Genomic DNA, 24,633 nt, shown 5'->3' on the forward strand with positions numbered 1-24,633 from the left:
TGGAATTGCCGGCTATCTAGCGACTAAAGCGCCGCATTGCAATTGACCTTGCGGTGCGAAGGACAAACTAATGCCCGATGACCGTTTCCCAAAAGATCCAACCGACCCTTCACCTGCTGCGCCTGCCCCATGGCGACGGCCTCGACCTGCCGGCCTATGAAACGGCGGGCTCTGCCGGCATGGATATCCGCGCCGCAGTCGACGAAGACCAGCCGATGGTGCTGGAGCCTGGCCGGCGTGCCCTGGTGCCGACCGGCCTGATCTTCGAGATCCCGGCCGGCTTCGAGGCGCAGATCCGGCCGCGCTCCGGCCTTGCCTTCAAGAATGGCGTGACCTGCCTCAACACACCCGGCACGATCGACAGCGATTATCGCGGCGAGGTGAAGGTTCTGCTGATCAATCTCGGTGAAGAGCCGTTCACGATCAGCCGCGGCATGCGGATCGCCCAGGTGGTGATGGCGCCGGTTACGCAGATGCAGGTAGCCGAAGTCTCCTCCGCCAGCCAGACGCAGCGCGGTGCCGGCGGTTTTGGCTCCACAGGCGTGGCATGATGCCAGCGGATCGTGCCGGCCTTAATTTCCGGCAGGATTATTTCGACGATCCGGCCGGCTGGGCGGCCATCAAATCGCTGCTTTACGACATCTTCTCGGTCGATCTTGACCCGCTCGATAGCGTCGGCGGCTACGACCGGACCAGTTTTCCCTCCGCATTCTTCGACGAGTCCGGTCGCTGCATCGCCAATCTCAGCGGCTTTGCCATGCCGCTGATCATCGACGGCCGCCCGGTCAAGGCGGCCGGCTGGCAATCGGGTGCGGTGCGTCCCGACTATCGCGGTCTGGGCCTTTTTCGCGCCCTGATCCGCCATACGCTGCAACGCGGCGAAGAGCAGGGGTTCGAAGCCGTCGTTCTCTATACCGACAAGCCGGGCCTTTACGCGCCGCACGGATTTCGCACCGTACGGCAGTTTTCGTTTCGGGGTGATGCACCAAGGCCGATTGGCGGGCAAAAGCCTGCTCGCCGCCTGACGATCGAGAGCGATCTTGGCCTGCTGCAGAGGCTTCTGGCAAAACGTACGCCTGTGTCGCAGCGGCTGGCCGTGACCGGCCAAGCCGAAATGTTTCTGCTGAACTGCCATCTGGTGGAGGATGTCAGCCTGTCGCTGATGCCCGACGAGAAGACGGTTGTTGCCTGGCGGATGACCGATGGCGGTGCGTTTCAGCTTCTCGACGTGGTCGGCGAGCAGGTGCCATGCCTGGCCGAGATTCTGGGTGCGCTCGACCTGACGCCTGCCTCGGTCGAGACCTTCATTCCTCCCGATCGGCTTGCCTTTGATGGCGAGCCGGTTGGCGACGACGGGCCGTTGGTGTTGATGATGCGCTGCGCCGACGATCTGCTGCCGACGGAGCCTTGCTGCCTGTCGCCGCTGGCTGAATTCTGAGACCTTAACTTAGTCGACGAGCGGCGGCAGACGGCGGCGCACCGGCGTCGCCTTGACCATTGAGGTATTGGTTTCGGCACGCTCCGAAATCCTGTCGAGGATGGTATCGAGCTCACCCATCGACCGGATGACCAGCCGGCAGATGAAACAGTCGTCGCCGGTCACCTTGTCGCATTCGATGAACTGGGGCGTTTCCTGGATGATGCGCTCGACGACATGCAACTGCCCCGGCAGCGGCCGCACCCGGACGATGGCCTGCAAGGGATAGCCGAGCGATTCCGGCCGGATGTCGATCGTAAATCCGCCGATCACGCCGCGTTCCTCTAGGCGACGCAAGCGCTCGGCAGCGCTCGGCGACGACAGGGAGACTTCGGCGGCCAGCTCCTTCAACGAGATACGGGCATTGGTGGCCAGCACCTCAACCATGCGCCGGTCTACGGCATCCAGCTCGCCTGCTCCGTTAGGTAAAGCCACCCCATCCTCCGTATTAATTAGGCAAAGTTTCGATCCAGCCTTTCACAGCGTATATATTCGCGGATCTCACCGCAATATCCTTGCCTTTATAGAAGCGGAGAGCAGGGCCATGCAAAACGACCGGGTAAGGGGAACTTTGGAAATGAGCGCCGCCATGCTCATTTCCGGCACGATCGGCTGGTTCGTCGTCACATCGGCGCAGCCGGTTGCCAATGTAGTGTTCTGGCGCTGCCTGTTCGGCGCCGCAGCACTTGCCGTCATCTGCCAGGTGCATGGCTACCTGCGGCCGGGCATCCTGTCGCGCCGGTCACTCGCCATCGCCGTGCTGGGTGGGGTGGCGATCGTTGCCAATTGGCTGCTGCTGTTTTCCGCGTATCCGCGCGCCTCGATCTCGATTGCGACGATCGCCTACAATACCCAGCCCTTCATGCTGATGGGTCTCGGCGCGCTGTTTCTGGGCGAGAAGATCACAGCGCAGAAGCTGTTCTGGCTGCTGCTGGCCTTTGCCGGCATGATCGCCATCGTCCAGGCCAAGCCGGCCGGCGCCTCAAGCGTCGAAAACTATGCCTTCGGCATTGCGCTTTCGCTGGGGGCTGCGTTTTTCTATGCCCTGGCCGCACTGGCTGCCAAATGGCTGAAAGGCACGCCACCGCATCTGATCGCGCTGATCCACACAATTACCGGCGTGGTGATGCTGGCGCCCTTTGCCGATTTCACCAGCCTGCCCACCGACGCCGGAACATGGACGCTGCTCATGACGCTCGGCATCGTGCATACCGGCCTGATGTATGTGCTGCTCTATGGCGCGATCCAGAAGCTGCCGACCCATCTGACCGGCGCGCTGTCGTTTCTGTACCCGATTGCGGCGATCCTGGTTGACTGGCTTGCCTTTGGCCATGCATTGCAGCCGCTGCAGATCGCCGGGTCCGCGATCATCCTGCTGGCTGCCGCCGGCATGAATCTGGGCTGGCGGCTGCCACTTGGATTTCGTATTGCCAAGAGCCTCTGAAAGGATTTGTCCATGATCACCTGCACGATTCGATATGTCATCGACCCCTACAAGCTTTCCGATTTCGAGGACTATGCCAAATTGTGGATCCCGCTGGTCAACCGGCTGGGCGGCACGCATCACGGCTATTTCCTGCCGCATGAAGGCGCCAACAATATCGCGCTGGCGCTGTTCAGCTTTCCGAGCCTTGCCGACTACCAGGTCTATCGCCAGCGCATGGCCGAAGACGCGGAATGCCAGGCAGCCTTTGCGCTGGCCGAAAGGAGCCGCTGCATCCTGAGCTACGAGCGCAGCTTCATGCGACCCGTGTTTTAGCGCTGAGCTTCAGTTGCCATGCGCAGGGCGAGTGCGGCCAGAACGGTGCCCATCAACCAGCGCTGCACCACCATCCACAAGGGTCGGCCGGCCAGGAACGTGGCGATGGAGCCGGCCATCAACGCGATGGTCGCATTGACCGACACACTGATGACGATCTGGATGGAACCGAGGACCAGGAATTGCGGCAGCACGCTGCCGGCGGCCGGGTCGACGAACTGCGGCAGCAGAGACAGATAGAGGACGGCCACCTTCGGATTGAGCAGGCTGGTGACGAGGCCCATGGTGAACAGCCGGCGGGGACTGTCCCTTGGCAGGTCGCGCACCTGGAACGGTGAGCGGCCGCCGGGCCTCAGCGCCTGCCAGGCCATCCACAGCAGATAGGCGGCGCCGGCAAATTTCAGGGTATCATAAGCAAAAGGGATGGCCATGATCAGCACCGTGATGCCGAGCGCCGACATCAGCATGTAGAACACGAAACCGAGCGCCACGCCGCCCAGCGAGACGATGCCGGCCGCCGGTCCTTGGCAGATGGAACGCGACACCAGATAGATCATGTTCGGGCCGGGGGTCAGCACCATGCCCAGGCAGATCAGCGCAAAAGCAAGCAGGGAGGTCGTGGTGGGCATACGGGGACCTTGGCTGACATCCTAAATTGTCTCAGCAGGTAACCGGAGCAGCGGCAGTGGCGCAACGGCGATCTTGTCACCATGGCAAATCTCCCGGTGTCCCGGGCGTAGTCGCTGCTGGCAATGCCGTGGCGCCGCAGCCTTTTGAACCGGGTGGCGGCCGGAATTCTGGCGGGCACGGCCGCTTTCATCGCCACCCGCGCCGCGTGAAATAATCATTTCCGCCCAACCGCTTCCGCACGGTTTTTTTCCACTCAACCGCCGAAGCGCAGATAATCGCACTCTGGCCAGATGCCGCGTTTGTGCCTAGTCTGCTCCTGAATTTAAAACCCAGGGAGCAACACCATGTCTGACACCAAGAAACCGGGCCGCGGTCGTGTCTACGGATCGATCACCGACACGATCGGTGACACACCGATCGTGCGGCTGGACAAACTGGCGAAGGAAAAGGGCGTGAAAGCCCATCTGCTGGCCAAGCTCGAATTCTTCAATCCGATCGCCTCGGTCAAGGACCGTATCGGCGTGGCAATGATCGAGAGCCTGGAAGCCCAGGGCAAGATTTCCCCCGGCAAGACGACGCTGATCGAGCCGACATCCGGCAACACAGGCATTGCACTCGCCTTTGCGGCGGCGGCCAAGGGATACAAGCTGATCCTCACCATGCCGGAAACCATGTCGATCGAACGGCGCAAGATGCTGGCGCTGCTGGGTGCCGAACTGGTGCTGACCGAAGGTCCGAAAGGCATGAAGGGCGCCATCGCCAAGGCCGAGGAACTGGCCGCCAGCCTGCCGGACGCCGTGATCCCGCAGCAGTTCGAAAACCCCGCCAACCCGGAAATCCACCGCAAGACGACGGCCGAGGAAATCTGGAACGACACGGACGGCAGCATCGACATCCTGGTGTCGGGTATCGGCACCGGCGGCACGATCACCGGCGTCGGCCAGGTGCTGAAAGCCAAGAAGCCCGGCGTCAAGGTCATTGCCGTCGAGCCGGCCGACAGCCCGGTTCTGTCCGGCGGCGCGCCCGGTCCGCACAAGATCCAGGGCATCGGCGCCGGTTTCGCACCCGCCATCCTCGACACCAAGATCTATGACGAGATCGTGCCGATCACCAATGACGAAGCTTTTGAGCATGCCCGCCTGGTGGCGCGGCTGGAAGGCGTGCCGGTCGGCATCTCGTCGGGTGCGGCCCTTGCCGCCGCCATCAAGGTCGGCCAACGGGACGAAAACGCCGGCAAGACCATCGTCGTCATCATCCCGTCCTTCGCCGAACGCTACCTCTCGACCGCCCTGTTCGACGGTCTCGGCGGCTGATCTCCTGGCGCTTGGCGGGTGAGTTCACTCAGCCTGCCAAGCGCGATCCCCCCCGTCTCACAGTCTTCCCTGCCTGGCGTCTTCGGAGACGTGCCTTGGCAAACCTCATGCGGCGGCGGTCATGCGCTCAGACGCGATGCGGTAGGAAATCGCCTCGGCCAGATGGATGCGCCCCAGATGGGGTGCACCCTCAAGATCCGCCAGCGTGCGTGCCACTTTCAGCACGCGATGATAGCCTCTTGCTGAAAATTTGAATTTTTCCGCCGCGTCGCGCAGCAATTGCAGGCCGGCGGCATCCGGCTCGGCCAGCCGCTCGATCAGCGCCGTTGAGCAACGGGCATTGGTGGTCAGTTCGCCGCCCTCGCCGCGAAAACGGTCCCGCTGGCACTCCCGCGCCAAAGCCACCCGCCTCGCGACATCCTCGCTTTTTTCCGCCGGCCGCGGGCGGATCAGATCGGCGGCCGAGACCGCCGGAACGTCGATGCGGATATCGATGCGATCGAGCAGCGGGCCGGAAATCCGTGCCTGATAGTCGGCCGCACAGCGCGGACCCCGCGGGCAACTGTGTCCCGGCTCGCCCGCCATGCCGCAGCGGCAGGGGTTCATGGCGGCGACCAGTTGGAAACTGGCGGGATAGGACACGCGGTGATTGGCGCGGGCAATGATGCAGGTGCCGCTTTCCAACGGCTGGCGCAGCGCATCCAGCACCTGCGGCGCGAACTCCGGCAACTCGTCGAGAAACAGTACACCGTGATGGGCAAGCGACGCCTCACCCGGCTTGGCTCGCAGCCCGCCGCCGACCAGAGCCGCCATGGTGGCTGAATGATGGGGCTGGCGAAACGGCCGCCGATCGGACAGCTTACCGCCCGACAATTGCCCGGCGATCGAATGGATCATCGAGACATCGAGCAGTTCGGCCGCCGAGAGCGGTGGCAGGACGGAGGCGAGACGCGCCGCCAGCATGGATTTTCCCGAGCCGGGCGGTCCGACCATCAGCAGATTATGCCCACCGGCGGCAGCGACTTCCAGTGCCCGCTTGGCACTCTCCTGCCCCTTGATATCGGCAAGGTCCGGCAAGTTGGCGGGTGCTGCACGGATGGCCGGCGACGGCCGACCGAGCACCTGCGTGCCGCGGAAATGATTGGCCAGCGCAATCAGGCTGCGCGGTGCGAGAATATCGAGATCGGGGCCTGCCCATGCGGCTTCTGCGCCGCTTTCGGCGGGGCAAATCAGCCCCTTGCCGAGTGCATTGGCGCCGATGGCGGCCGGTAGCGCACCGGCGACGGGCGCGATCGTGCCATCCAGGTTGAGTTCGCCGATCACCACATAGTCGACAAGCGCATCACCGGGAATGGCGCCGAGTGCTGCCATCAGCCCGAGCGCGATCGGCAGGTCGAAATGGGAGCCCTCCTTGGGCAGATCGGCCGGGGCAAGATTAACGGTGACGCGCTTGGGCGGCAAAGCAAGCCCCGAGGCATGCAATGCGGCCTGGACCCGTTCGCGGCTTTCGGCCACCGCCTTGTCGGGCAGGCCGACGATCTGCATGCCGATCTTGCCGGGCGCCACCATCACCTGGACATCGACCGGAACGCCTTCTATTCCCTGGAATGCAACCGTACTGACACGCGCTACCATTGCCCGCCCCTTGTGACCCAGTCCCTCCCGCGGATACATCTCCAGCGGGTTGCAGATTGCAATCTGCCATAGGTTGCGGAATCAAACAAGAACAATAACGGAACAAACGCCCGCTATTCTTGCGATGAGGTTGCAGCGGGTTGCAGCAGGAGAACAAACGCTGGAAGACGCAGGCTTGGCTCCGCGGCCAGGCTTTACGACCGCTTGCGCTCGATGGCGTCCCAGAGAAGGCTGGCGATATCGGCACCGCCGAATTTGCGCACCTCGCGGATACCGGTCGGCGAGGTCACGTTGATCTCCGTCATATAGTCGCCGATCACGTCGATGCCGACCAGCAGGAAGCCGCGAGCCTTGAGGGACGGACCGATGCGGGCGCAGATCTCGAGCTCGCGGTCGGTCAATTCGGTCGGCATCGGCTGGCCGCCGGCATGCATGTTGGAGCGGGCGTCATGCTCGGCCGGCACCCGGTTGATGGCGCCCACCGGCTCGCCGTCGACGAGAATGATGCGCTTGTCGCCCTTGCGGACCGCCGGCAGGTATTCCTGGGCGATGAAGGGCTCGCGGAACATCTGGCCGAACATTTCGAGAAGCGACGACATGTTGCGGTCGTCCTTGGTGGAATGGAAGACGCCGGCGCCACCGTTGCCATAAAGCGGCTTCAAGATGATGTCGCCCATTTCCTGGCGGAAGCGGGCAATCTCGGCGGGATCGCGGGTGATCAGCGTCTTCGGCATCAGATCGGCAAATTCGGTGACGAAGATCTTTTCCGGCGAGTTGCGCACCCAGGCCGGGTCATTCACCACCAAGGTTTTCGGATGGATGCGCTCCAGCAGATGGGTGGAGGTGATATAGGCCATGTCGAAAGGCGGATCCTGGCGCAGATGGATGACGTCCATGGTCGACAGGTCGATGCGCTCCGGTTCGCCGAGCGTGTAATGGTCGCCCTTCACATCGCGCAGTTCCATCGGCTCGACGGTTGCGAAAATGCGGCCGTCGCGCATCGTCAGTTTGTCGGGCGTATAGTGGAAAAGCCTGTAGCCGCGGGCCTGGGCCTCAAGGCTCATGGCGAAGGTGCTATCGCCGGCGATATTGATGCCGGACACATGGTCCATCTGGATCGCCACGTTCTTGATATTCGCCATTGTCTGCCCCTCGCTGAATGCAGCTGAGATTTAAGATGGCGGGGGCGCAAAGGCAACCGGCGTGGCGATCCAATTTTTTTGATGCTTGCTGCCGGCGTCAGGCGGCAAAGCCGCCTTTGGCACGGGGCCTCAAGGCGTTGCGCAGCCGGTAGACGACGGCCAGCGGCGCCGGGAACGGCTTGCGAAGGAAGGCGATCTTGCGGACGTAAGTGTCGATCCGCCATGTCGCCCAGGTGCCGCCGCGGAAATAGGCGATGTCGCCGGCCCGCAGCCACCGTTCGCTGCCGTCCTCGGCCGTCACATGCACCTCGCCTTCCTGGATGACGACGGTCTCGTCCCAGCCGAAATACCAGCGGAATTCGCCGGCCGTGCAATCCCACACGGCGGTCGAACTGGCTTCGTCGGCACTCCTGGAATGATCGGCCAGGCGAGCGTGCGGCGTGCCACTGATGATCCAGGACGGTTCGATCGGCGCCGGTTTCAGAGCCAGATGCCCGCTGTTGGAGGCCACCATCGGCTCCAGCGCCGGCGGCGACATGTCGCCACTGCGCGCAGCCATGACCCCCGCCACGCCAAGAAGAAGCATTTTCAACGGCATCCGTATCCCCCGATATCCGGTATCTTCCGACCAAGAGATATCAAATGCCGGTTACTTCCCCGTCATCCGGATCGCTAAAATTGCGTCGATCGCGCAGATTTGATGCGGTCCCGAGGGCTCGTCATGCAACTGGTTCCGGCCGCGCCAGGCTGACCGGAGCCGCCACGGGTCTTTGGGCAAAGGATGTCTGGATGCGACGGCCGTTCTCTTTGGAAAAGAAGTGCAGCCGTTCCGGGGCGATCGACAGCCGCATCTCCGTCGTGATGTCGCGGTCCAGCGCCAGCACTGCGGTCAGGGCCTGGTCACCGAGCATGCCGTGCACGAGGCGGTGGGCGCCGAGTTCCTCGACATCCTCGACGCGGAACGGCAGATAGGGCCGACCCTCAGGCGCAATGTCGAGATCCTCGGCGCGCATGCCGACGGTGACCGGACCGCTGGCCGCGACATCGCCTTCAAGAGCGATTGTCGCCGGACCGATGGTCAGGCGGTTGCTGTCGAAGGTGCCGGACAGCAGGTTCATGGCGGGCGAACCGATGAAGCTTGCGACGAAGGTGGAGGCGGGGCGATGGTAGACCTCGAGCGGCGTGCCGATCTGTTCGATCGCGCCACCGCTCAAGACCACGAGGCGGTCGGCCAGCGTCATGGCTTCGAGCTGGTCATGGGTGACATAAATGGCGGTGGTCGACAGACGATGCTGCAGCCGGCGGATTTCGCCGCGCATCGAGACGCGCAACTTGGCATCGAGATTGGACAGCGGCTCGTCGAACAGGAAGGCGGCCGGCTTGCGCACGATGGCGCGGCCCATGGCGACGCGCTGGCGCTGGCCGCCGGACAGGGCGCGTGGCTTGCGGGCCAGATAGGGCTCCAGCTCCAGCATGCGGGCCGCTTCCGCCACCCGCGCCTCGATCTCGGCCTTCGGCGTCTTGCGGTTCTTCAGGCCATAGGCAAGGTTGTCGTAGACCGTCATATGCGGATAGAGCGCATAGTTCTGAAAGACCATGGCAATGTCGCGATCGGCCGGCTCCACCTGATTGACGATGCGCCCGCCGATGCTGACCGTGCCTTCAGAGATCGTCTCGAGCCCCGCCACCATGCGCAGCAGCGTCGACTTTCCGCAGCCGGACGGACCGACCAGAACGATGAACTCGCCATCCTCGATCTGAATATCGACCGACTTCACGGCCCTGACGTTGCCGTCGTAGATCTTGGAAACCTGGTTGATGTCTATGGACGCCATAGGAAAACTACCTTCAGTTATTTGTCGCTCTCGGTCAGGCCCTTGATGAACCAGCTCTGGAAGACCACGACGATGACAATAGGCGGCAGCATGGCGAGGACCGCCAGGGCAAAGGCCTCGTTGTAATCGGGGATCTGCGAGCCGATCCACACCTGCAGGATCTGCTTGATGCCGCGCATCAGGGTGTAGAAGCTCTCGTCCGTGGTCATCAGCATCGGCCAGAGATACTGGTTCCAGCCATAGACGAACATGATGATGAAGACGGCGGCGATCATGGTGCGCGACAGCGGCACCAGGATATCGATGAAGAACTTGAACGGTCCGGCACCGTCGATGCGGGCCGCCTCCAGCAACTCGTCCGGCACGGACTTGAAGAACTGCCGGAAGAAGAAGGTGCCGGTAGCCGAGGCCAGCAGCGGCACGATCAGGCCGGTATAGGTGTTCAGCAGGCCGAGATCGCTCATCACCTTGTAGGATGGCATGATGCGCACTTCGAGCGGCAGCAGCAGCGTCGTGAAGATGATCCAGAAGGCAAGCGTGGCGAAGCGGAAACGGAAATAGACGATGGCATAGGCCGCCAGCATCGACAGCACGATCTTGCCCGAGGCAAAACCGAGGCCCAGGATCAGCGAGTTCAGCACCATGCGCGCGCCGGTCACCTGGCCTGTGAAGCCTCCTTCCCGGGTCAGCACCTTTTCATAGGTCTCGACGAAGTGGCCGCCCCAGCTCAGCGCCAGACCATTGCTGTGGATGTCGGCAGCCGCATGGGTCGATGTCATGAAGGCAACTGCGACCGGGCCGATCATGAAGAACACGCCCAGCATCAGGATGAGGTGATCGAAGAATTTGGTGCGGAACATCGGTGTTCTCCTCAACCGTAATGGACGCGCCGCTCGATGAAGCGGAACTGGATGACGGTCAGGACAAACACCACGATCATCAGGATGACGGACTGGGCCGACGAGCTGCCAAGGTCGTTGCCGCGGAAGCCGTCCATATAGACCTTGTAGACCAGGGTGATCGGATTGTTGGCGGCCTTGTCCTTGACCATCACGTCGATGACGGCAAACGTGTCGAACAGCGAATAGGTGATGTTGATGATCAGCAGGAAAAACGCGGTCGGCGCCAAAAGCGGCAGCACGACGGTCCAGAAACGGCGCGTTCCCGAGCGGCAATCGATGGCCGCCGCCTCGCGGATCGCCATGGGAATGCCCTGCAGGCCGGACAGGAAGAAGATGAAATTGTAGGGGATCTGTTTCCACACCGCGACGACGACCATGGCGAAGGCCGTGTCGAAATAATTGATGCCGACCTTCATGTCCCAGCCAAACGTCGCGGCAAATTTGACGAAGGGACCGATATGCTGGTCGAAAAACATCATGCCCATCAGACCGGCAACCGGCGGGGCAATGGCATAGACGCAAATCAGCAGGGTTTTATAAGCAGAACTGCCGCGAATGACCGTATCGGCCTTCAGCGCCAGGATGAGCCCGGCAGACAGGGCAAGCCCGGTGACGAGAATCGTATAGAGCGCGGTGAAGCGGGCGATCTTCTGGTATTCGGCAGACCCCAGCGCATCGGTATAATTGGCGAGACCGACAAAGCTCGATCCGAATCCGAAGGGATCCTCGATATAGAAGGAGGACTGGATCGCCTGCACCGAGGGCCAATAGAAAAATACGAAAACCACCAGCAACTGCGGCAGCAGGAACAGGTAGGGCAGGATCGGCGAGGAAAACTGGACGCGCTTCATGATGCAGCCTTATGGGGCTTTAAGAATTATCGGCTTGCTCCGGCGCGCTCCCTCCCCCTTGTGGGGAGGGTTGGGAAGGGGACATCCTGAAAAGACAGAACCCCTCCCCGTCGCTACGGTCCGACCCTCCCCACAAGGGGGAGGGTTGGCTTGAGCAAGATCAGCCGGCCGTCTTGGCGAAGCGGGCGAGAAGTTCGTCGGCTTCCTTCTTGATGGTTTCCATGGCTTCCTTCGGCGTGGTTTCGCCGGCGAAGATGCGGTTGTATTCGCGTTCCATGACCGAGCGGATCTGCGGATAGAAGCCGAGGCGATAGCCCTTGTCCCACTCGCCGCCCGGCAGCGACAGCTGCTGGATGCCGACTTCGGCGGCCGGCTTTTCCTTGTAGTAGCCTTCCGACTTGGCCAGCTCGTAGGCAGCCTTGGTGATGGCGACGTAACCGGTGGCCTGGTGGTAGAACTTCTGCAGGTCCGGCGAGGTCAGGAAGTTGAAGAAGGCGGCCGTGCAGGCATTTTCAGCATCCGGCTTGCCGGCCATGGCGAAGAGGGCGGCGCCACCGATGAAGGTGTGAACGCCGGTCGGGTTGACCGACTTCCAGTAAGGCAGGAAGGTTGCCGAGAAGGGCATCTGCGCCGTCTTCTGCAGGCCACCGAAGGAACCGGACGAGCCGATCCAGAGAGCGACCTTGTTTTCTTCGAAAGGCTTCTGGTTGTCGCTCCAGCCGGCGCCGTAATAGCCGAAATAGCCGGCGTCGTACCATTCCTTGAGCTTGTCATACATCATGACATGGTTCGGATCGGTGACGTTGATCGTCGTGTCGACGACGCTGTCATAGCCGTTGTTGTTGGAGGCGAACTGCAGGTTATGGCGCGAGAAGAAATTCTCGGTGAACTGCCAGGTGAGCTGTGCCTGGACCAGCGGGATGAAGCCGGCCTCTTTCAGCTTCGGAGCGATGGCTTCGAACTCTTCCCAGGTCTTCGGGGCTTCGACGCCGGCCTTCTTCAGGGCTTCGTCGTTGATGTACATGATCGGCGCCGAGGAGTTGAACGGCATGCCGACGAACTTGCCCTGGCTGTCGGCGTAGAAGTAGCGCACGCCTTCAATGAAGTTGTCACGGTTGAATTCGAAACCGGCGCTCTTGATCAGGTCCTCGGCAGCGATGGTCGCGCCCTTGGCATTGATGATCGTGGCGGCGCCCGCATCGAAAACCTGCAGGATATTGGGCTGTTCGCCCGAACGGAAGGCGGCGATGCCGGAAGCCAGGGCCTCTTCATAGGTGCCCTTGCTGACCGGGGTCAGGCTGCACTCGCTCTGCGCTGCATTGAACTTGGTCGCGACTTCGTTGATCACTTCGCCGTTGCGTCCGCCCATGCCATGCCACCAGGTGATGTTGGTCGCGGCAAAGGACGAGCTAGCCGAGAAGCTGACCGCCAGTGCGGCCATCGAAAGTTTCTTGAACATGGTAAAATCCTCTCCACCAAGATTGGGGTGAAGAGTGCATTAGTCACGATGTGTGACGCCGGCTTGAACCTTTCATGACAGGAAGATTACAATTTTTAAGGCTTTGAGAAGGCTTGCTTTTGCGAATGCCAACGGAGCCGTACACCTAAAAAGCATCCTTGAAGTGCTGCGGCCAGCGGCCCGGTTGGACAGCGACGATATCGTATCTGAGCGACAGGCGGTTGGCGTCCTTCTGGCGCGACAACCAGAGATCGCCGGCCGAGCGTATCCTCGCCTGTGCCGTATAGCTTACTGCATCGACGGCCTCGCGCTCGGAGCGGCGCGCCTTGACCTCGACGAAGACGGCCAGGTCTGCCTTGCGGGCGATGATGTCGATCTCACCAAGGCTGGTGCGGTAGCGCAGCGCGATGATGCGATAACCCTTCAGCAGCAGGTAGAGAGCGGCCCAATATTCGGAAAGCCGACCCCGGCGCTCCGCCTTGCGCCGATCGGCATTCGGCATGCGCGCCGACGGCTTGCTGTCGGTCGGCGGCGCAGGTTTCATCCCTCGTCCTTCAGTTCCAGCAGCCGCTGGTAGAGGTCCTTGCGCGGCAGGCCGGTGCGTTTGGCGGCCTCGGTGGCAGCCTTCGCCATCGGCAGGGCGCCGGCGAGCTCAATCAGGACGCCATCGACATCGCCCTGGCTCGGCGCCTCGGGTGCGGCCGGCGGGCCGACCACCAGCACGATTTCGCCCTTGACGACACGGTCGTCTGAATAATAGTCGGCCAGTTCACGCAATCCGCCACGGCGGAATTCCTCGAAGGTCTTGGTCAGTTCCCGGCAGACGCTCGCCGGGCGGGCATCGCCCAGCACATCGGCGGCGGCCGTCAATGTCGCGCCGATGCGATGCGGCGATTCAAAGAACATCAAGGTCGCTGGCACCGCCTGCAATTGCGTCAGCCGATCACGCCTGGCCTTATCCTTGGTCGGCAGGAAGCCGGCGAAGAAGAAGGCGTCGCTGGGCAGGCCGGAGCCGACAAGGGCCGCCAGCGGCGCCGAGGCGCCGGGAATGGGCACGACGCGATGGCCGGCCTCGATCGCCAATTGTCCTAAGCGATAGCCCGGATCGGAGACCAGCGGCGTGCCGGCATCCGACACTAGAGCGACAGACCGACCCTGCGCCAGCGCCTCGATGAGCTTGGGGCCGACGGTCGTGGCATTGTGTTCGTGATAGGCGTAGGGCCGGTTGTCGATGCCGTAGCGATCCAGCAGCACGCGGGTGACGCGGGTATCCTCGCAGGCCAGCACATCGGCGCCGGCCAGGGTTTCCAGCGCCCTCAGCGTGATGTCGCCGAGATTGCCGATGGGCGTGGCGACCAGATAGAGTGCGGGCTCAAGCGGTCGCGCCACGACCGGCTGGTCGTTCAGCCTGTAGCTGCGCGGCACCGGATCGGTCTTTTTCTGTGCTTCGGTGACTTTATCCAAGGGGCCGCTCTCCTGACTGCGTCTCTTTATGGTTCACCGCATCGCCCGGGGCAAGGGCGGCGTATTTTATGCGCAGCGCAATACAATCCCGGAAAAGGATAAGGCTTAGAGCTGCCTAGCCCTTGCTTTTTGTTTCGGTTTGCTGCCATTTTGCCCGTCCCAAATGTCCGGCCATGATATGGCTCGGAAGGAGAATAGCCCGACCCGTGCCACGGGTCGCAAAGGTCGAAAGCGGCAGCGTCCATGCGTATTACTCTTGAACGGTCCAATCTTCTGAAATCCCTCAACCACGTGCACCGGGTGGTCGAGCGTCGCAACACGATCCCGATCCTCTCTAACGTGCTGTTGCGGGCCGAAGGTGCAAGCCTTGCCCTGAAGGCGACCGACCTTGACCTGGAAATCACCGAAGCGACGCCTGCCAATGTCGAACAGGCCGGCGCCACGACCGTTCCGGCCCATCTGCTTTACGAAATCGTCCGCAAACTGCCGGACGGCGCGGAAGTGATGCTCGCTGTCAATCCGGATGGATCGGCCATGACGGTCGCCTCGGGCCGCTCGAAGTTCTCGCTGCAATGCCTTTCGGAAACGGACTTTCCGGACCTGACGGCCGGCAGTTTCAGCCATTCCTTCCGCCTGAAGGCCACCGACCTGAAGATGCTGATCGATCGCACCCAGTTCGCGATCTCCACGGAAGAGACCCGCTATTACCTGAACGGCATCTATCTGCACACGATCGAGGACAAGGGTGCGCTGAAGCTGCGGGCTGTAGCAACCGACGGCCACCGGCTGGCGCGCGCCGATGTCGAGGCCCCGTCAGGATCCGAAGGCATGCCGGGCATCATCATTCCGCGCAAGACGGTCGGCGAATTGCAGAAGCTGGTCGACAATCCGGACATGGTCGTCACCGTCGAGGTTTCCGACGCCAAGATCCGCATGACCATCGGCTCGATCGTCATGACCTCCAAGCTGATCGACGGCACGTTTCCGGACTACCAGCGGGTCATCCCCACCGGCAATGACAAGGAGATGCGGGTGGATTGCCAGTCCTTCGCCCGCGCCGTCGATCGCGTTTCTACCATCTCCTCTGAGCGTGGCCGTGCCGTGAAGCTGGCGATTTCGGATGGACACTTGACCCTGACCGTCAACAACCCGGATTCCGGCAGTGCGACGGAGGAAGTGGCGGTCGGCTACGAGAACGATGCGATGGAAATCGGCTTCAACGCCAAGTATCTGCTCGACATCACCGCGCAGCTTTCGGGCGACGATGCGATTTTCCTGCTGGCTGATGCGGGATCGCCGACGCTGATCCGCGAGACTTCAGGCGACGACGCGCTCTACGTGCTGATGCCGATGCGGGTCTAGCCCGCAGAGGCTCTTCTGGCGCGATGAAGGGCCTTCATCCGCGTTGCCAGACATTGCCGAACACGGGCGTCCTTGTCGAAACTTTTGCCGCAAACGGCATTTTGCCTTGTTTTTGCGACAAATTTCGACAAGATGGCAACACGCAAATGATAAGCGTCTATGACCTCGTGTGGAGATGACGGGCAATGGTTTTTCGCCTGAAGCAGCGATTCGAAAAGAAGTTCGACGAGGAAATCCGGTTTTTCAAGGGCATGATGGACCGCCCCAAAACCACCGGCTCGATCATCCCCACCTCCTCGGTCACGGCACGAAAGATGGCGAGCGTCATCGACCTGCAATCCGGCCTGCCCGTTCTGGAACTTGGACCGGGCACAGGCGCGATTACCAAGGCAATCCTGGCACGCGGCCTTCCGCCGGAACGTTTGGTCGCCGTGGAGTATTCCACCGACTTCTACCAGCATCTGCAGCGGACTTATCCCGGCGTTCGCCTGATCAATGGCGATGCCTTCGACATTGAAAAGACGCTTGGCGACCTGAAGAACCTGGCCTTCGACTGCGTCATCTCTGCGGTTCCGCTGCTGAATTTCCCGATGCAGGACCGCATCAAGATGCTTGAGTCCCTGCTCGACCGCCTGCCTGCCGGCCGGCCTGTCATGCAGATTTCCTACGGCGCCGTCTCGCCGATCATCGCGCAGCCGGACCGCTATCATATCCAGCATTTCGACTTCATCGTGCGCAATATTCCGCCGGCACAACTCTGGATCTATCGCCGCGGTTAAGGCCTGAAGGACGGGCCATGTTCGCTCTCTACATCACCCATCCGCAGGTGAAGGTCGACGCGACGGTTCCCGTTCCACAATGGGGGCTGTCGGATCTCGGTATGGCGCGGACCCACAAAGCCGCGGGTGCAGGCTGGGTCCGCCAGATCAAACGCATTGTTTCCAGCGCCGAGGTCAAGGCGATCGAGACATCGGCTATTCTGGCTGAGGCCGCCGGCGTCCGCTATGAGACCGTCGAGATCATGCACGAGAACGATCGCTCGGCGACCGGCTTCCTCCCTCCGCCGGAATTTGAAAAGGCCGCTGACTGGTTCTTCGCTCATCCCGACCAGAGCTTTCAGGGTTGGGAAAGGGCGATTGATGCGCAAGCCCGCATCGTTGGCGCCGTCGAGGCCATCCTTGCCGATCACGACCCGACCGCCCCGATCGCATTTGTCGGCCATGGCGGCGTCGGCACGCTTCTCAAATGTCATCTCGAAGGCCGGCCGATCGCCCGTTCCGGGGATCAACCACCTGGCGGCGGCAATCTCTTTGCGTTCGATCTTGCGAGGCGCGCCGTGTCGTGCGACTGGACGCCCATCGAAGACTGGCAAGGATTTACAGCATGAGCGCTCGGGACAAACTCATTGTCGGATTGGACGTTCCGACTGTTGGCGAGGCGGAAACAATCGTCCGGACACTGGGCGACGACATCCTGTTCTACAAGATCGGCTATCAACTGGCCTTTGCTGGCGGCCTGGAATTCGCCCGCGATCTGGCGGTCGACGGCAAGAAGATCTTCCTGGACATGAAACTGCTCGACATCGACAACACGGTGGCATCCGGCGTCGAGAACATCGTCAAGATGGGCATGTCGATGCTGACGCTGCACGCCTATCCGAAAGCCATGCGCGCCGCGGTGTCGGCCGCCAAAGGCTCGGGTCTCTGCCTGCTCGGCGTGACCGTGCTGACGTCGATGGACGAGCAGGACGTGATCGATGCCGGCTACGAATACGATCCGCACACGCTTGTGCTGCGCCGGGCCGAACAGGCGCTGGCAGCCGGCATGGGCGGCATCGTCTGCTCGGCGGAGGAATCGGCCGCCGTTCGCAAAATCATCGGCCACGACATGGCCCTGGTGACACCAGGCATTCGACCGGCCGGCTCTGATAGAGGCGACCAGAAGCGGGTCATGACGCCCGCCGATGCGATCAAGGCCGGATCGAGCCATCTGGTCGTCGCCCGGCCAATCGTCAAGGCGGCGGATCCGAAGCTCGCCGCCCGGCAGATCCTCGATGAAATGACGGCAGCTCTCGGCGGCTGAGTCTGCCTGCCTTTATTGCTATTTGTTGCCCACGATCCGGTTGGTGTCGTCGAAATTGACGATGCGCAGCGACCACGGCCCTTCGAACCGGTTGTTGCGCACGATGTTGTGCTTGGCCTGATCGCTGGAATCAAGACTGCTGCCGAACGGATATTTGGGATCGGGGCTGCAGAAGATCTTGCCGATATCCCGCTGGTTCAGCCAGATCGCCGGACGGGCCGTTAGGGCTTCCTTATAGATGAAGCGATTGCCGGTGATCTCGTTATATTGCGGCTTCTGATGGCGGATCGTTCCGCCCTCTCCGCAATTGCGATAGACATAGATCCCGCCGTTTTCAGGATTGCGGAACGTATTGTTGGCAATGACGTTTCGCGCCGACCCGTCGACGGCGATGAGTTCGCGGCCAACAGACGACATGGCAAATATGTTTCTGGAGATATTGTTACCGGCCGATTCCGCGTCGAGATAGATTGCCGTCTTCTCAGTCGTACCAAGAAAGCGAGAATTGCGGAGGCTTGTCCGAGTGACACCGGGACCGAAATAGAGCGGAATTCCGCCTGTTGCCCGAAATTTGAGCCTGTCGAGAACGATACCCGATGGTGCCGAATTCTGGGCGTTTCGGGTGTGATCCCTCGTCAGCGACGACCGGTGCACGGCCTCTGCTTCGCCATTCGGCCCGAGCCCGATCAGCCGCAGGCTGCCAACGATGGTACAGTTGCGGATCGTGATGTCGCGCGGGGCGCTCCAGATTTGCGCGTCTCCCCGGCCTTTCGGCACGGAGCGGATGGCAATCGTCGGCGCGCGCGGGCCCGATTTCATGGCCGCCGTCCCGATGGTGGCACCGTGGCAGTCAAGCGTGGTGCCAGACGACTGTTCGCCGGCAAAGACGATCTTGCGGGCAATCACATCGGACGGATCAAGGTCCAGATCGCAAGCCACCCGGACCGCCTGCGGCATCTCGCCGGCCGGCGCCCTCAAGTGTTCATAGACCTCGGGACCACAGGGCGCCGCCTGGGCTTGCCCGGCAAGAATTGCCCATACGGCGATGCATGCCAGGGCGGAAAGAATACAGGCCAACGGGCCGCGTTTAGTCATGCCATGCACTGCGCTGTTTCCTCTGCGGCCTACCATGCCGACCTTGACCGGCAGGCGAAATTACCGGATGACCGTGGCAGCTTCAATCCGACAGGAGGTGTTTTGATGGCCAAGGGCTACTGGATTGCACGAGTCGATGTTCGCGATGCCGAACGCTACAAGGATTATGTTGCGGCGGCCAAGCCCGCCTTTGAAAAATACGGCGCCAACTTTCTCGCCCGCGGCGGCAATTTCACCGCTCTCGAAGGCCAGGTGCGGGGCCGCAATGTCGTCATCGAATTTCCCTCCCTGCAGGCCGCCGTCGATTGCTACAATTCTCCGGAATACCAGATCGCCGCCAAAATCCGCCAGGAAGTGGCCGATGCCGAAATGGTGGTTGTGGAAGGCGTCTGAACGGGCGCTGAACCCATCGAGTGCGGCGTGATTGCACTTCACCTTGAGGGGCAATTCAGCTAAGAGACAGCAAGTTAGATGCCATCCGCCATTCCTATCTCCGGGAGCCTGCCATGACCTTGTCCAATATTCCTCCGCTCGTCACCGTGTTCGGAGGGTCTGGCTTCGTCGGGCGCCATGTGGTGCGGGCTTTGGCAAAACGCGGCTATCGCATCCGGGTTGCCGTTCGGCGGCCCGATCTGGCCGGCTTCCTGCTGCCACTTGGCAATGTCGGGCAGATCTCGCTGGTGCAAGCCAACCTGCGCTACCGGACTTCAGTCGACAAGGCCGCGGAAGGTGCCAGCCATGTCGTCAACTGCGTCGGCATCCTGTTCGAGAGCGGCCGCAACAATTTCGATTCCGTGCAGGACTTCGGCGCGCGCGCCGTGGCTGAGGCCGCCCGCTCGGCCGGCGCCACCCTCACCCATATCTCCGCCATCGGTGCCGATGCCAAGTCGGCATCGCTCTATGCCGCCAGCAAGGGTCGCGCCGAAGAGGCCATCGCCAAGATCAAGCCGGATGCAACCATTCTTCGTCCGTCGATCGTGTTCGGCCCCGAAGACGGCTTCTTCAACAAGTTTGCCGGCATGGCGCGCACCATGCCTGTTCTGCCGCTGATCGGCGGCGGCAAGACCAAGTTCCAGCCCGTTTATGTCGAAGATGTCGCCGAGGCGGTCGGGCGGTCGGTCGATGGCAAACTCGTGCCCGGCAAGGTCTATGAACTGGGCGGCGGCGAGACGCTGACATTCCGCGACTGTCTTGAGACCATGCTCGAGATCACCGGCCGCAAGAACATGCTTGTCAGCCTGCCCTTCGGCATCGCATCGCTGATCGGCAAGATCGCCTCGCTGGTGCCGTTCGTGGCGCCGCCGCTGACCAGCGACCAGGTCACCTTGCTGAAGAGCGACAACGTGGTTTCGGATGCGGCCCGCGCCGAGGGGCGCACGCTCGAAGGGATGGGAATCGTGCCAACGAAACTGCGCTCGATCCTGCCGTCCTACATGGTCCATTACCGGCCACAGGGCCAGTTTACCGGGACCGGCAAGGCCGCCTGATCCGGCGAAAGGCAGTCCATCTGCGTCAACGTTGCACAAAAGACGCAGAGCAAAAATACTGCCGTTAACCGCGGGTTTAGCAAGTTCTACTATTGATGTTTTCACCACCAATGCGTAAAGACTGCGCGCGTTCTCGGCGCCGTGCCGCGTCGCGGGAACGACATATCACTTCTTGAGGGGCTACGGTTCATGGGCAAGTCTATCGCACTGTTTTTCGCGTGTGCGGCACTGGTGATTTTGGCAGGCTCGTTCATGGCACCGACAACGGTTGCCGCCCGCAAGGGCAATTGCGCTCCCGCCTATGGCGTCGACCCCTGCAGCACCGGCTCGATCGGCACTGCGGCACAGCAATAATCTTTCTTCAAGCCTATCCGGCCCGCGGTTTTGCGGACCGGATGGACGATTGGCTCAGCCCATCAGGGCAAGGCCGATCAGTCCGGCGGTTCCCACCAGAATGCGCCACCAGGCGAAAGGCGCATAGCCTCGCCGCGAGACGAAATCCAGCAAAGCCCGCACGACGAGCAGCGCCGACAGGAAGGCTGCAATGAAGCCGATGGCGATGATCGCACCGTCATCGAAGCTCAGCGCATCGCGGTTCTTGTAAAGATCCAGCGCAAAGGCGCCGGCCATCGTGGGCATGGCCAGGAAGAACGAGAACTCCGCCGCGGACCGCTTGTCCGTGCCGAGCAGCAGGGCGCCGACGATGGTGGCACCCGAGCGCGACGTTCCGGGGATCATCGCCACGCACTGGAAAAGTCCGATCTTCAGGGCGAGCGATGGCGGATAGTCCATGACGTCGGTATATTTCGGCGTCAGCTTCAGCCTGTCGATCCACAGCAGAACGAGCCCGCCGGCGATCAGCACGACACAGATCAGTGCCGGCGTTTCGAACAGGACCGTCTTGATGAAGTCATGGGCGATCGCCCCGATGATCGCAGCCGGCAGGAAGGCGAGCAGGATCGACACCACGAAGCGGCGGCTGCGTGCATCCGATGGCAGGGAGAGGGCAATGCCCAGAAGTTTTCCGAAATAGACCGTCAGGATGGCGAGGATCGCCCCCAATTGGATCAGCACCGCAAAGGTGTTCCCGGGTGATTTGAAGCCGAGGAAATGCCCGGCCAGCAGGACGTGGGCAGTCGAGGAAACGGGGATGAATTCCGTCAATCCTTCGATCAGGCCAAGGAAAAGCGCGCTGAGAATCGATTGATCGTCCATGGATAGTCCTTTTCAAGCGTGGGGAATGGCGAGTGATTCGCTTGTATTGAAGGGGCCAAGCACCTATAGCTTGGATGCTGGCATCGTGACCAGTCGTATGCGCCCTGGGCCTGCGACACGAGGCTATCCCAAGATCACAGAATTCGAGTAGCAATGCCCACGTTGTATCACCATCCCATGTCGACCGCGTCCCGCTTCATCAGGCTCATCTTGTCCGAATACGGATTTCAGGTCGACCTCGTGGAGGAGCAGACGTGGGAGAAGCGCCGGGATTTTTTGACGCTCAACCCGGCCGGCACCCTGCCCGTCTATGTTGACGATAATATGCGCACGCTGTGCGGGGCGACGGTGATTTCCGAATTTCTCGACGAGACCCACGGCGTGCTGAAGCGCGATCGCCGGCTTCTGGCGGAAGATCCGTTCCAGCGCGCCGAGATCCGCCGGCTGGTCGACTGGTTCCTGCAGAAGATGGAGCAGGACGTGACGCGGCCCTTGGTGCGCGAGCGCATCCACAAGCTGCAGATCCCCAACGGGCTTGGCGGTGGTGCGCCGGATTCGAAGATCCTGCGAACGGCTCGCAGCAATATCCGCCAGCACATGAAATACCTGACCTGGCTTGCCGGCTCGCGGCAATGGCTGGCCGGCGACCGGTTGAGCTATGGCGACCTCGCCGCTGCGTCGGCGATTTCGGTTCTCGACTATATGGGCGAGATCGACTGGACAGAATCGCCGATCGCCAAGGAATGGTATCAGCGCATCAAGTCGCGCCCGTCCTTCCGGCCGCTGCTGGCGGAGCGGGTACGTGGCATGACGCCGGTGTCCCACTATGCCGATCTCGATTTCTGAGGGAGCGCGGCCATGCCCGAAAAGCAGGCCGTCGACACCGCAGCGAAGCGACGATCGAAGCTGACCGGTTTCATTCGGCAGGAGGCCTTGAGCCTCGGCTTCGACATCTGCCGGATTACCGCTCCCGATGCGATCCCCGACGCGCCTGATCGGCTCGGCGCCTTTCTGGCCGCCGGACGCCATGGCACCATGGCGTGGATGGAAGAGACCCGCGACCGGCGCAGCGATCCCCGCATATTGTGGCCGGAAGTGCGTTCGATCGTCATGTTCGGCATGAACTACGGTCCCGACGACGATCCCCGTTCGATCCTGGCGCACCGGCAAAAGGCGGCGATTTCGGTCTATGCGCGCAATCGCGACTATCACGACCTGATCAAGGGCCGGCTGAAGGAGATCGCCACACGCTTTGCGGCTCGCTCCGGCGAAGACGTAAAGGTGTTCGTCGATACGGCGCCCGTGATGGAAAAGCCGTTGGCCGCTGCCGCCGGCCTCGGCTGGCAAGGCAAGCATACCAATCTGGTCAGCCGCGAGTTCGGCTCCTGGCTTTTTCTTGGCAGCCTCTTCACCACCGCCGACCTGGAGAGAGACGAGGCCGAGCGTGACCATTGCGGGTCCTGCCGGTCCTGCCTCGACGCCTGTCCGACCGATGCTTTCCCGGCGCCTTACCAGATCGACGCGCGGCGCTGCATTTCCTATCTGACGATCGAGCACAAGGGCCTGATCGACCGGGAGATCAGGGCGGCCTTCGGCAATCGGATCTATGGCTGCGACGACTGTCTGGCGGCCTGTCCGTGGAACAAGTTTGCCTCCGCAGCGCGTGAAATGAAGTTGCAGGCCCGCGACGACCTGCGTGCACCCGATATCGCCTTCCTGCTGACCTTGGACGATGCGGCGTTCCGCGCCCATTTCAGCGGCTCGCCCGTCAAGCGCATCGGCCGGGTTCGCTTCGTGCGCAATGTGCTGATTGCCGCCGGCAATTCGGGCGAAGCCTCGCTGATCGAGCCGTGCCGGAGGCTGCTAGGCGACCCGGCGGTCGAAGTGCGCGGCATGGCCGTGTGGGCTTTGTCGCAGCTGATGGCTCCGCCGGCATTTGCAGACCTGTCGGCCCATTATAAAGACGAGACAGATCCCGATGTCCGCAACGAGTGGACTGCGGCAGGAGATGCGGCATGCAGATGATGATTTTCGGCGCCGGCTATTCCGGCAAGGCAATTGGCGCCGAGTTTGCGGCTCAAGGCTTTACCGTCGGCGGCACGACGCGCTCTCACGACAAGGCGCCGGCGCTGGCGGAGATCGGCCTGACACCTTTCGTCTTCGACGGCGTGACGCTGTCGCCGGAACTGAGGACGTCGCTTAGGGAGGTGACCCATCTGGTGCAGTCGATTGCGCCCGGTAAGGAGGGCGATCCGCTGGTTCATCTGGCAGGAGGCGATATCCGCGCTCTGATGCCCCGGCTGCAATGGATCTGCTATCTTTCCACGGTGGGGGTCTATGGCGACCACAGCGGTGCCTGGGTGGATGAGGATACGCCGTGCCGGCCGGTGTCAGTGCGCTCGGTCGAACGGGTCGAGGCGGAACAGGCCTGGCAGGGGCTGTCCCAGGCCGCCGGCCTTCCGCTGTCCATCCTGCGCCTCTCCGGCATCTACGGGCCTGGACGGAATGCCTTCGTCAACCTGTCGAACGGCACGGCACGGCGGCTGATCAAGAAGGATCAGGTGTTCAACCGCATCCGTGTCGAGGATATCGGCGCCGCGGCACTGTTCCTGGGGACACGGCTGGCCGACGGGATCTACAATGTCACCGACAACGAGCCCTGTCCGCCGCAGGATGTGGTGACCGAGGCGGCACGGCTGATGGGCATGGCGCCGCCGCCCGAACAGGCCTTCGAGACCGCGGAACTATCGCCGATGGCACGCTCTTTCTACGGTGAGAACAAGCGGGTGGCGAACGACCGACTCCGAGCCATGGGCTTCGCGTTTCGCTATCCCGACTATCGGGTTTCACTGGCCCAGCTGTGGAGCGAAAAGGTCTGGAACAAATAGCGACCTCGGGCGTTCTTCTGACGTAGAGCGCAAATCC

28 protein-coding genes and 1 pseudogene are annotated in these 24,633 nt (G+C 62.1%); 16 read left to right on the plus strand and 13 right to left on the minus strand.

Features of this window, described 5'->3' with window-relative positions; all coding sequences use genetic code 11:
* Positions 1-77 precede the first annotated feature (77 nt).
* Both dut and HFC70_RS02050 read left to right on the plus strand, forming a co-directional pair.
* Positions 78-551 (plus strand): dUTP diphosphatase, encoded by a 474-nt coding sequence (dut, locus tag HFC70_RS02045; protein WP_168471527.1) that lies wholly within the window; start codon positions 78-80, stop codon positions 549-551.
* Positions 551-1,438 carry a GNAT family N-acetyltransferase gene (locus HFC70_RS02050; RefSeq protein WP_246735612.1) on the plus strand — a complete coding sequence of 296 codons (888 nt, stop codon included), beginning with the start codon at positions 551-553 and terminating at the stop codon, positions 1,436-1,438. The genes dut and HFC70_RS02050 overlap by 1 nt, the downstream gene beginning before the upstream one ends.
* Before the next feature lie 9 nt (positions 1,439-1,447).
* Here HFC70_RS02050 and HFC70_RS02055 read toward each other — a convergent pair whose 3' ends face one another.
* Positions 1,448-1,912: an Lrp/AsnC family transcriptional regulator gene (locus HFC70_RS02055; RefSeq protein ID WP_168471529.1), complete on the minus strand. Its 465-nt coding sequence runs from the start codon at positions 1,910-1,912 to the stop codon at positions 1,448-1,450.
* A 109-nt stretch (positions 1,913-2,021) separates the two neighbouring features.
* Between HFC70_RS02055 and HFC70_RS02060 the strand changes: the two genes are divergently transcribed.
* Complete coding sequence (locus HFC70_RS02060; RefSeq protein WP_168471530.1) at positions 2,022-2,921, plus strand: DMT family transporter; 900 nt, start codon at positions 2,022-2,024, stop codon at positions 2,919-2,921.
* Positions 2,922-2,933: 12 nt separating this feature from the next.
* Positions 2,934-3,236 carry an NIPSNAP family protein gene (locus HFC70_RS02065; protein WP_168471531.1) on the plus strand — a complete coding sequence of 101 codons (303 nt, stop codon included), beginning with the start codon at positions 2,934-2,936 and terminating at the stop codon, positions 3,234-3,236.
* Here the strand turns inward: HFC70_RS02065 and HFC70_RS02070 are convergent.
* Entirely contained in the window at positions 3,233-3,865 is a 633-nt protein-coding gene (locus HFC70_RS02070; RefSeq protein ID WP_168471532.1) for a LysE family translocator, read from the minus strand. The genes HFC70_RS02065 and HFC70_RS02070 overlap by 4 nt on opposite strands.
* Positions 3,866-3,964: 99 nt before the next feature.
* On the opposite strand from HFC70_RS02070, the pseudogene HFC70_RS27230 reads away from it, so the two are divergent.
* Both HFC70_RS27230 and cysK read left to right on the plus strand, forming a co-directional pair.
* Positions 3,965-4,075 (plus strand): annotated as a pseudogene (locus tag HFC70_RS27230) (LysE family translocator); the annotation flags it as partial.
* A gap of 135 nt (positions 4,076-4,210) precedes the next feature.
* Entirely contained in the window at positions 4,211-5,179 is a 969-nt protein-coding gene (gene cysK / locus HFC70_RS02080; RefSeq protein ID WP_168471533.1) for a cysteine synthase A, read from the plus strand.
* A 105-nt stretch (positions 5,180-5,284) separates the two neighbouring features.
* On the opposite strand, the gene HFC70_RS02085 is transcribed toward cysK, so the two are convergent.
* The 9 genes from HFC70_RS02085 to rsmI all read right to left on the minus strand — a co-directional run bounded on the left by HFC70_RS02085 (position 5,285) and on the right by rsmI (position 14,467).
* Positions 5,285-6,814, minus strand: coding sequence for a YifB family Mg chelatase-like AAA ATPase (locus HFC70_RS02085; protein ID WP_168471534.1), 1,530 nt, complete (start codon positions 6,812-6,814; stop codon positions 5,285-5,287).
* A gap of 194 nt (positions 6,815-7,008) precedes the next feature.
* Positions 7,009-7,956: a glutathione synthase gene (gshB, locus tag HFC70_RS02090; protein WP_168471535.1), complete on the minus strand. Its 948-nt coding sequence runs from the start codon at positions 7,954-7,956 to the stop codon at positions 7,009-7,011.
* Between the two features lie 97 nt (positions 7,957-8,053).
* Positions 8,054-8,554: a cupin domain-containing protein gene (locus tag HFC70_RS02095; protein ID WP_168471536.1), complete on the minus strand. Its 501-nt coding sequence runs from the start codon at positions 8,552-8,554 to the stop codon at positions 8,054-8,056.
* Positions 8,555-8,675: 121 nt separating this feature from the next.
* Entirely contained in the window at positions 8,676-9,791 is a 1,116-nt protein-coding gene (gene ugpC, locus HFC70_RS02100) for a sn-glycerol-3-phosphate ABC transporter ATP-binding protein UgpC (RefSeq protein WP_168471537.1), read from the minus strand.
* 17 nt (positions 9,792-9,808) lie between these two features.
* Entirely contained in the window at positions 9,809-10,651 is an 843-nt protein-coding gene (gene ugpE / locus HFC70_RS02105) for a sn-glycerol-3-phosphate ABC transporter permease UgpE (protein WP_168471538.1), read from the minus strand.
* Between the two features lie 11 nt (positions 10,652-10,662).
* A complete protein-coding gene (locus HFC70_RS02110; protein ID WP_168471539.1) occupies positions 10,663-11,544 on the minus strand; it encodes an ABC transporter permease subunit in 882 nt (293 codons plus the stop codon).
* A 160-nt stretch (positions 11,545-11,704) separates the two neighbouring features.
* A complete protein-coding gene (locus tag HFC70_RS02115; RefSeq protein ID WP_168471540.1) occupies positions 11,705-13,003 on the minus strand; it encodes an extracellular solute-binding protein in 1,299 nt (432 codons plus the stop codon).
* A 145-nt stretch (positions 13,004-13,148) separates the two neighbouring features.
* Positions 13,149-13,505 carry a YraN family protein gene (locus tag HFC70_RS02120; protein WP_168471751.1) on the minus strand — a complete coding sequence of 119 codons (357 nt, stop codon included), beginning with the start codon at positions 13,503-13,505 and terminating at the stop codon, positions 13,149-13,151.
* Between the two features lie 38 nt (positions 13,506-13,543).
* Positions 13,544-14,467, minus strand: a complete 924-nt coding sequence (gene rsmI / locus HFC70_RS02125) for a 16S rRNA (cytidine(1402)-2'-O)-methyltransferase (RefSeq protein WP_168471541.1) — start codon at positions 14,465-14,467, stop codon at positions 13,544-13,546.
* Between the two features lie 243 nt (positions 14,468-14,710).
* Between rsmI and dnaN the strand changes: the two genes are divergently transcribed.
* From dnaN to pyrF, 4 genes are all read left to right on the plus strand, one after another.
* Positions 14,711-15,829: a DNA polymerase III subunit beta gene (gene dnaN, locus HFC70_RS02130; RefSeq protein ID WP_168471542.1), complete on the plus strand. Its 1,119-nt coding sequence runs from the start codon at positions 14,711-14,713 to the stop codon at positions 15,827-15,829.
* Positions 15,830-16,014: 185 nt separating this feature from the next.
* Positions 16,015-16,608, plus strand: a complete 594-nt coding sequence (pmtA, locus tag HFC70_RS02135) for a phospholipid N-methyltransferase PmtA (protein ID WP_168471543.1) — start codon at positions 16,015-16,017, stop codon at positions 16,606-16,608.
* A 17-nt stretch (positions 16,609-16,625) separates the two neighbouring features.
* A complete protein-coding gene (locus HFC70_RS02140; RefSeq protein ID WP_168471544.1) occupies positions 16,626-17,216 on the plus strand; it encodes a histidine phosphatase family protein in 591 nt (196 codons plus the stop codon).
* The gene (gene pyrF, locus HFC70_RS02145; protein WP_168471545.1) at positions 17,213-17,911 is read left to right on the plus strand and encodes an orotidine-5'-phosphate decarboxylase; all 699 of its coding nucleotides are present in this window, start codon (positions 17,213-17,215) and stop codon (positions 17,909-17,911) included. Before HFC70_RS02140 ends, pyrF begins: the two co-directional genes overlap by 4 nt.
* A gap of 18 nt (positions 17,912-17,929) precedes the next feature.
* Here the strand turns inward: pyrF and HFC70_RS02150 are convergent, their stop codons facing one another.
* Positions 17,930-19,006, minus strand: a complete 1,077-nt coding sequence (locus tag HFC70_RS02150) for a right-handed parallel beta-helix repeat-containing protein (protein WP_168471546.1) — start codon at positions 19,004-19,006, stop codon at positions 17,930-17,932.
* A gap of 105 nt (positions 19,007-19,111) precedes the next feature.
* Between HFC70_RS02150 and HFC70_RS02155 the strand changes: the two genes are divergently transcribed.
* From HFC70_RS02155 to HFC70_RS02165, 3 genes are all read left to right on the plus strand, one after another.
* Positions 19,112-19,399 carry a DUF1330 domain-containing protein gene (locus tag HFC70_RS02155; protein ID WP_168471547.1) on the plus strand — a complete coding sequence of 96 codons (288 nt, stop codon included), beginning with the start codon at positions 19,112-19,114 and terminating at the stop codon, positions 19,397-19,399.
* Positions 19,400-19,512: 113 nt separating this feature from the next.
* Complete coding sequence (locus HFC70_RS02160; RefSeq protein WP_168471548.1) at positions 19,513-20,493, plus strand: complex I NDUFA9 subunit family protein; 981 nt, start codon at positions 19,513-19,515, stop codon at positions 20,491-20,493.
* 189 nt (positions 20,494-20,682) lie between these two features.
* Positions 20,683-20,847 carry a hypothetical protein gene (locus tag HFC70_RS02165; protein WP_168471549.1) on the plus strand — a complete coding sequence of 55 codons (165 nt, stop codon included), beginning with the start codon at positions 20,683-20,685 and terminating at the stop codon, positions 20,845-20,847.
* A gap of 54 nt (positions 20,848-20,901) precedes the next feature.
* Here HFC70_RS02165 and HFC70_RS02170 read toward each other — a convergent pair whose 3' ends face one another.
* Positions 20,902-21,708 (minus strand): undecaprenyl-diphosphate phosphatase, encoded by an 807-nt coding sequence (locus tag HFC70_RS02170; RefSeq protein ID WP_168471550.1) that lies wholly within the window; start codon positions 21,706-21,708, stop codon positions 20,902-20,904.
* 153 nt (positions 21,709-21,861) lie between these two features.
* Between HFC70_RS02170 and HFC70_RS02175 the strand changes: the two genes are divergently transcribed.
* From HFC70_RS02175 to HFC70_RS02185, 3 genes are read left to right on the plus strand one after another with little or no spacing between them, the layout of a single operon-like run.
* The gene (locus HFC70_RS02175) at positions 21,862-22,554 is read left to right on the plus strand and encodes a glutathione S-transferase family protein (protein ID WP_168471551.1); all 693 of its coding nucleotides are present in this window, start codon (positions 21,862-21,864) and stop codon (positions 22,552-22,554) included.
* Between the two features lie 12 nt (positions 22,555-22,566).
* Positions 22,567-23,733, plus strand: coding sequence for a tRNA epoxyqueuosine(34) reductase QueG (gene queG / locus HFC70_RS02180; RefSeq protein ID WP_168471552.1), 1,167 nt, complete (start codon positions 22,567-22,569; stop codon positions 23,731-23,733).
* Entirely contained in the window at positions 23,724-24,596 is an 873-nt protein-coding gene (locus HFC70_RS02185; RefSeq protein WP_168471553.1) for an SDR family oxidoreductase, read from the plus strand. The genes queG and HFC70_RS02185 overlap by 10 nt, the downstream gene beginning before the upstream one ends.
* The last annotated feature ends 37 nt before the right edge of the window (positions 24,597-24,633 follow it).

This window comes from Agrobacterium sp. a22-2 (genome assembly GCF_012276985.1).
Lineage (GTDB): Bacteria > Pseudomonadota > Alphaproteobacteria > Rhizobiales > Rhizobiaceae > Allorhizobium.

Excerpts from the sequence above, each read along its gene's own strand:
- HFC70_RS02140 (WP_168471544.1), top strand. The coding sequence starts at position 16,626 with ATGTTCGCTCTCTACATCACCCATCCGCAGGTGAAGGTCGACGCGACG.
- dnaN (WP_168471542.1), top strand. The coding sequence starts at position 14,711 with ATGCGTATTACTCTTGAACGGTCCAATCTTCTGAAATCCCTCAACCAC.
- HFC70_RS02085 (WP_168471534.1), bottom strand. The coding sequence starts at position 6,814 with ATGGTAGCGCGTGTCAGTACGGTTGCATTCCAGGGAATAGAAGGCGTT.
- HFC70_RS02160 (WP_168471548.1), top strand. The coding sequence starts at position 19,513 with ATGACCTTGTCCAATATTCCTCCGCTCGTCACCGTGTTCGGAGGGTCT.
- pyrF (WP_168471545.1), top strand. The coding sequence starts at position 17,213 with ATGAGCGCTCGGGACAAACTCATTGTCGGATTGGACGTTCCGACTGTT.
- HFC70_RS02065 (WP_168471531.1), top strand. The coding sequence starts at position 2,934 with ATGATCACCTGCACGATTCGATATGTCATCGACCCCTACAAGCTTTCC.
- HFC70_RS02070 (WP_168471532.1), bottom strand. The coding sequence starts at position 3,865 with ATGCCCACCACGACCTCCCTGCTTGCTTTTGCGCTGATCTGCCTGGGC.
- HFC70_RS02110 (WP_168471539.1), bottom strand. The coding sequence starts at position 11,544 with ATGAAGCGCGTCCAGTTTTCCTCGCCGATCCTGCCCTACCTGTTCCTG.
- HFC70_RS02175 (WP_168471551.1), top strand. The coding sequence starts at position 21,862 with ATGCCCACGTTGTATCACCATCCCATGTCGACCGCGTCCCGCTTCATC.
- dut (WP_168471527.1), top strand. The coding sequence starts at position 78 with ATGACCGTTTCCCAAAAGATCCAACCGACCCTTCACCTGCTGCGCCTG.
- HFC70_RS02050 (WP_246735612.1), top strand. The coding sequence starts at position 551 with ATGCCAGCGGATCGTGCCGGCCTTAATTTCCGGCAGGATTATTTCGAC.
- pmtA (WP_168471543.1), top strand. The coding sequence starts at position 16,015 with ATGGTTTTTCGCCTGAAGCAGCGATTCGAAAAGAAGTTCGACGAGGAA.
- queG (WP_168471552.1), top strand. The coding sequence starts at position 22,567 with ATGCCCGAAAAGCAGGCCGTCGACACCGCAGCGAAGCGACGATCGAAG.
- HFC70_RS02060 (WP_168471530.1), top strand. The coding sequence starts at position 2,022 with ATGCAAAACGACCGGGTAAGGGGAACTTTGGAAATGAGCGCCGCCATG.
- HFC70_RS02165 (WP_168471549.1), top strand. The coding sequence starts at position 20,683 with ATGGGCAAGTCTATCGCACTGTTTTTCGCGTGTGCGGCACTGGTGATT.
- HFC70_RS02120 (WP_168471751.1), bottom strand. The coding sequence starts at position 13,505 with ATGCCGAATGCCGATCGGCGCAAGGCGGAGCGCCGGGGTCGGCTTTCC.
- HFC70_RS02185 (WP_168471553.1), top strand. The coding sequence starts at position 23,724 with ATGCAGATGATGATTTTCGGCGCCGGCTATTCCGGCAAGGCAATTGGC.
- gshB (WP_168471535.1), bottom strand. The coding sequence starts at position 7,956 with ATGGCGAATATCAAGAACGTGGCGATCCAGATGGACCATGTGTCCGGC.
- HFC70_RS02150 (WP_168471546.1), bottom strand. The coding sequence starts at position 19,006 with ATGACTAAACGCGGCCCGTTGGCCTGTATTCTTTCCGCCCTGGCATGC.
- ugpC (WP_168471537.1), bottom strand. The coding sequence starts at position 9,791 with ATGGCGTCCATAGACATCAACCAGGTTTCCAAGATCTACGACGGCAAC.
- HFC70_RS02115 (WP_168471540.1), bottom strand. The coding sequence starts at position 13,003 with ATGTTCAAGAAACTTTCGATGGCCGCACTGGCGGTCAGCTTCTCGGCT.
- ugpE (WP_168471538.1), bottom strand. The coding sequence starts at position 10,651 with ATGTTCCGCACCAAATTCTTCGATCACCTCATCCTGATGCTGGGCGTG.
- HFC70_RS02155 (WP_168471547.1), top strand. The coding sequence starts at position 19,112 with ATGGCCAAGGGCTACTGGATTGCACGAGTCGATGTTCGCGATGCCGAA.
- cysK (WP_168471533.1), top strand. The coding sequence starts at position 4,211 with ATGTCTGACACCAAGAAACCGGGCCGCGGTCGTGTCTACGGATCGATC.
- HFC70_RS02095 (WP_168471536.1), bottom strand. The coding sequence starts at position 8,554 with ATGCCGTTGAAAATGCTTCTTCTTGGCGTGGCGGGGGTCATGGCTGCG.
- HFC70_RS02170 (WP_168471550.1), bottom strand. The coding sequence starts at position 21,708 with ATGGACGATCAATCGATTCTCAGCGCGCTTTTCCTTGGCCTGATCGAA.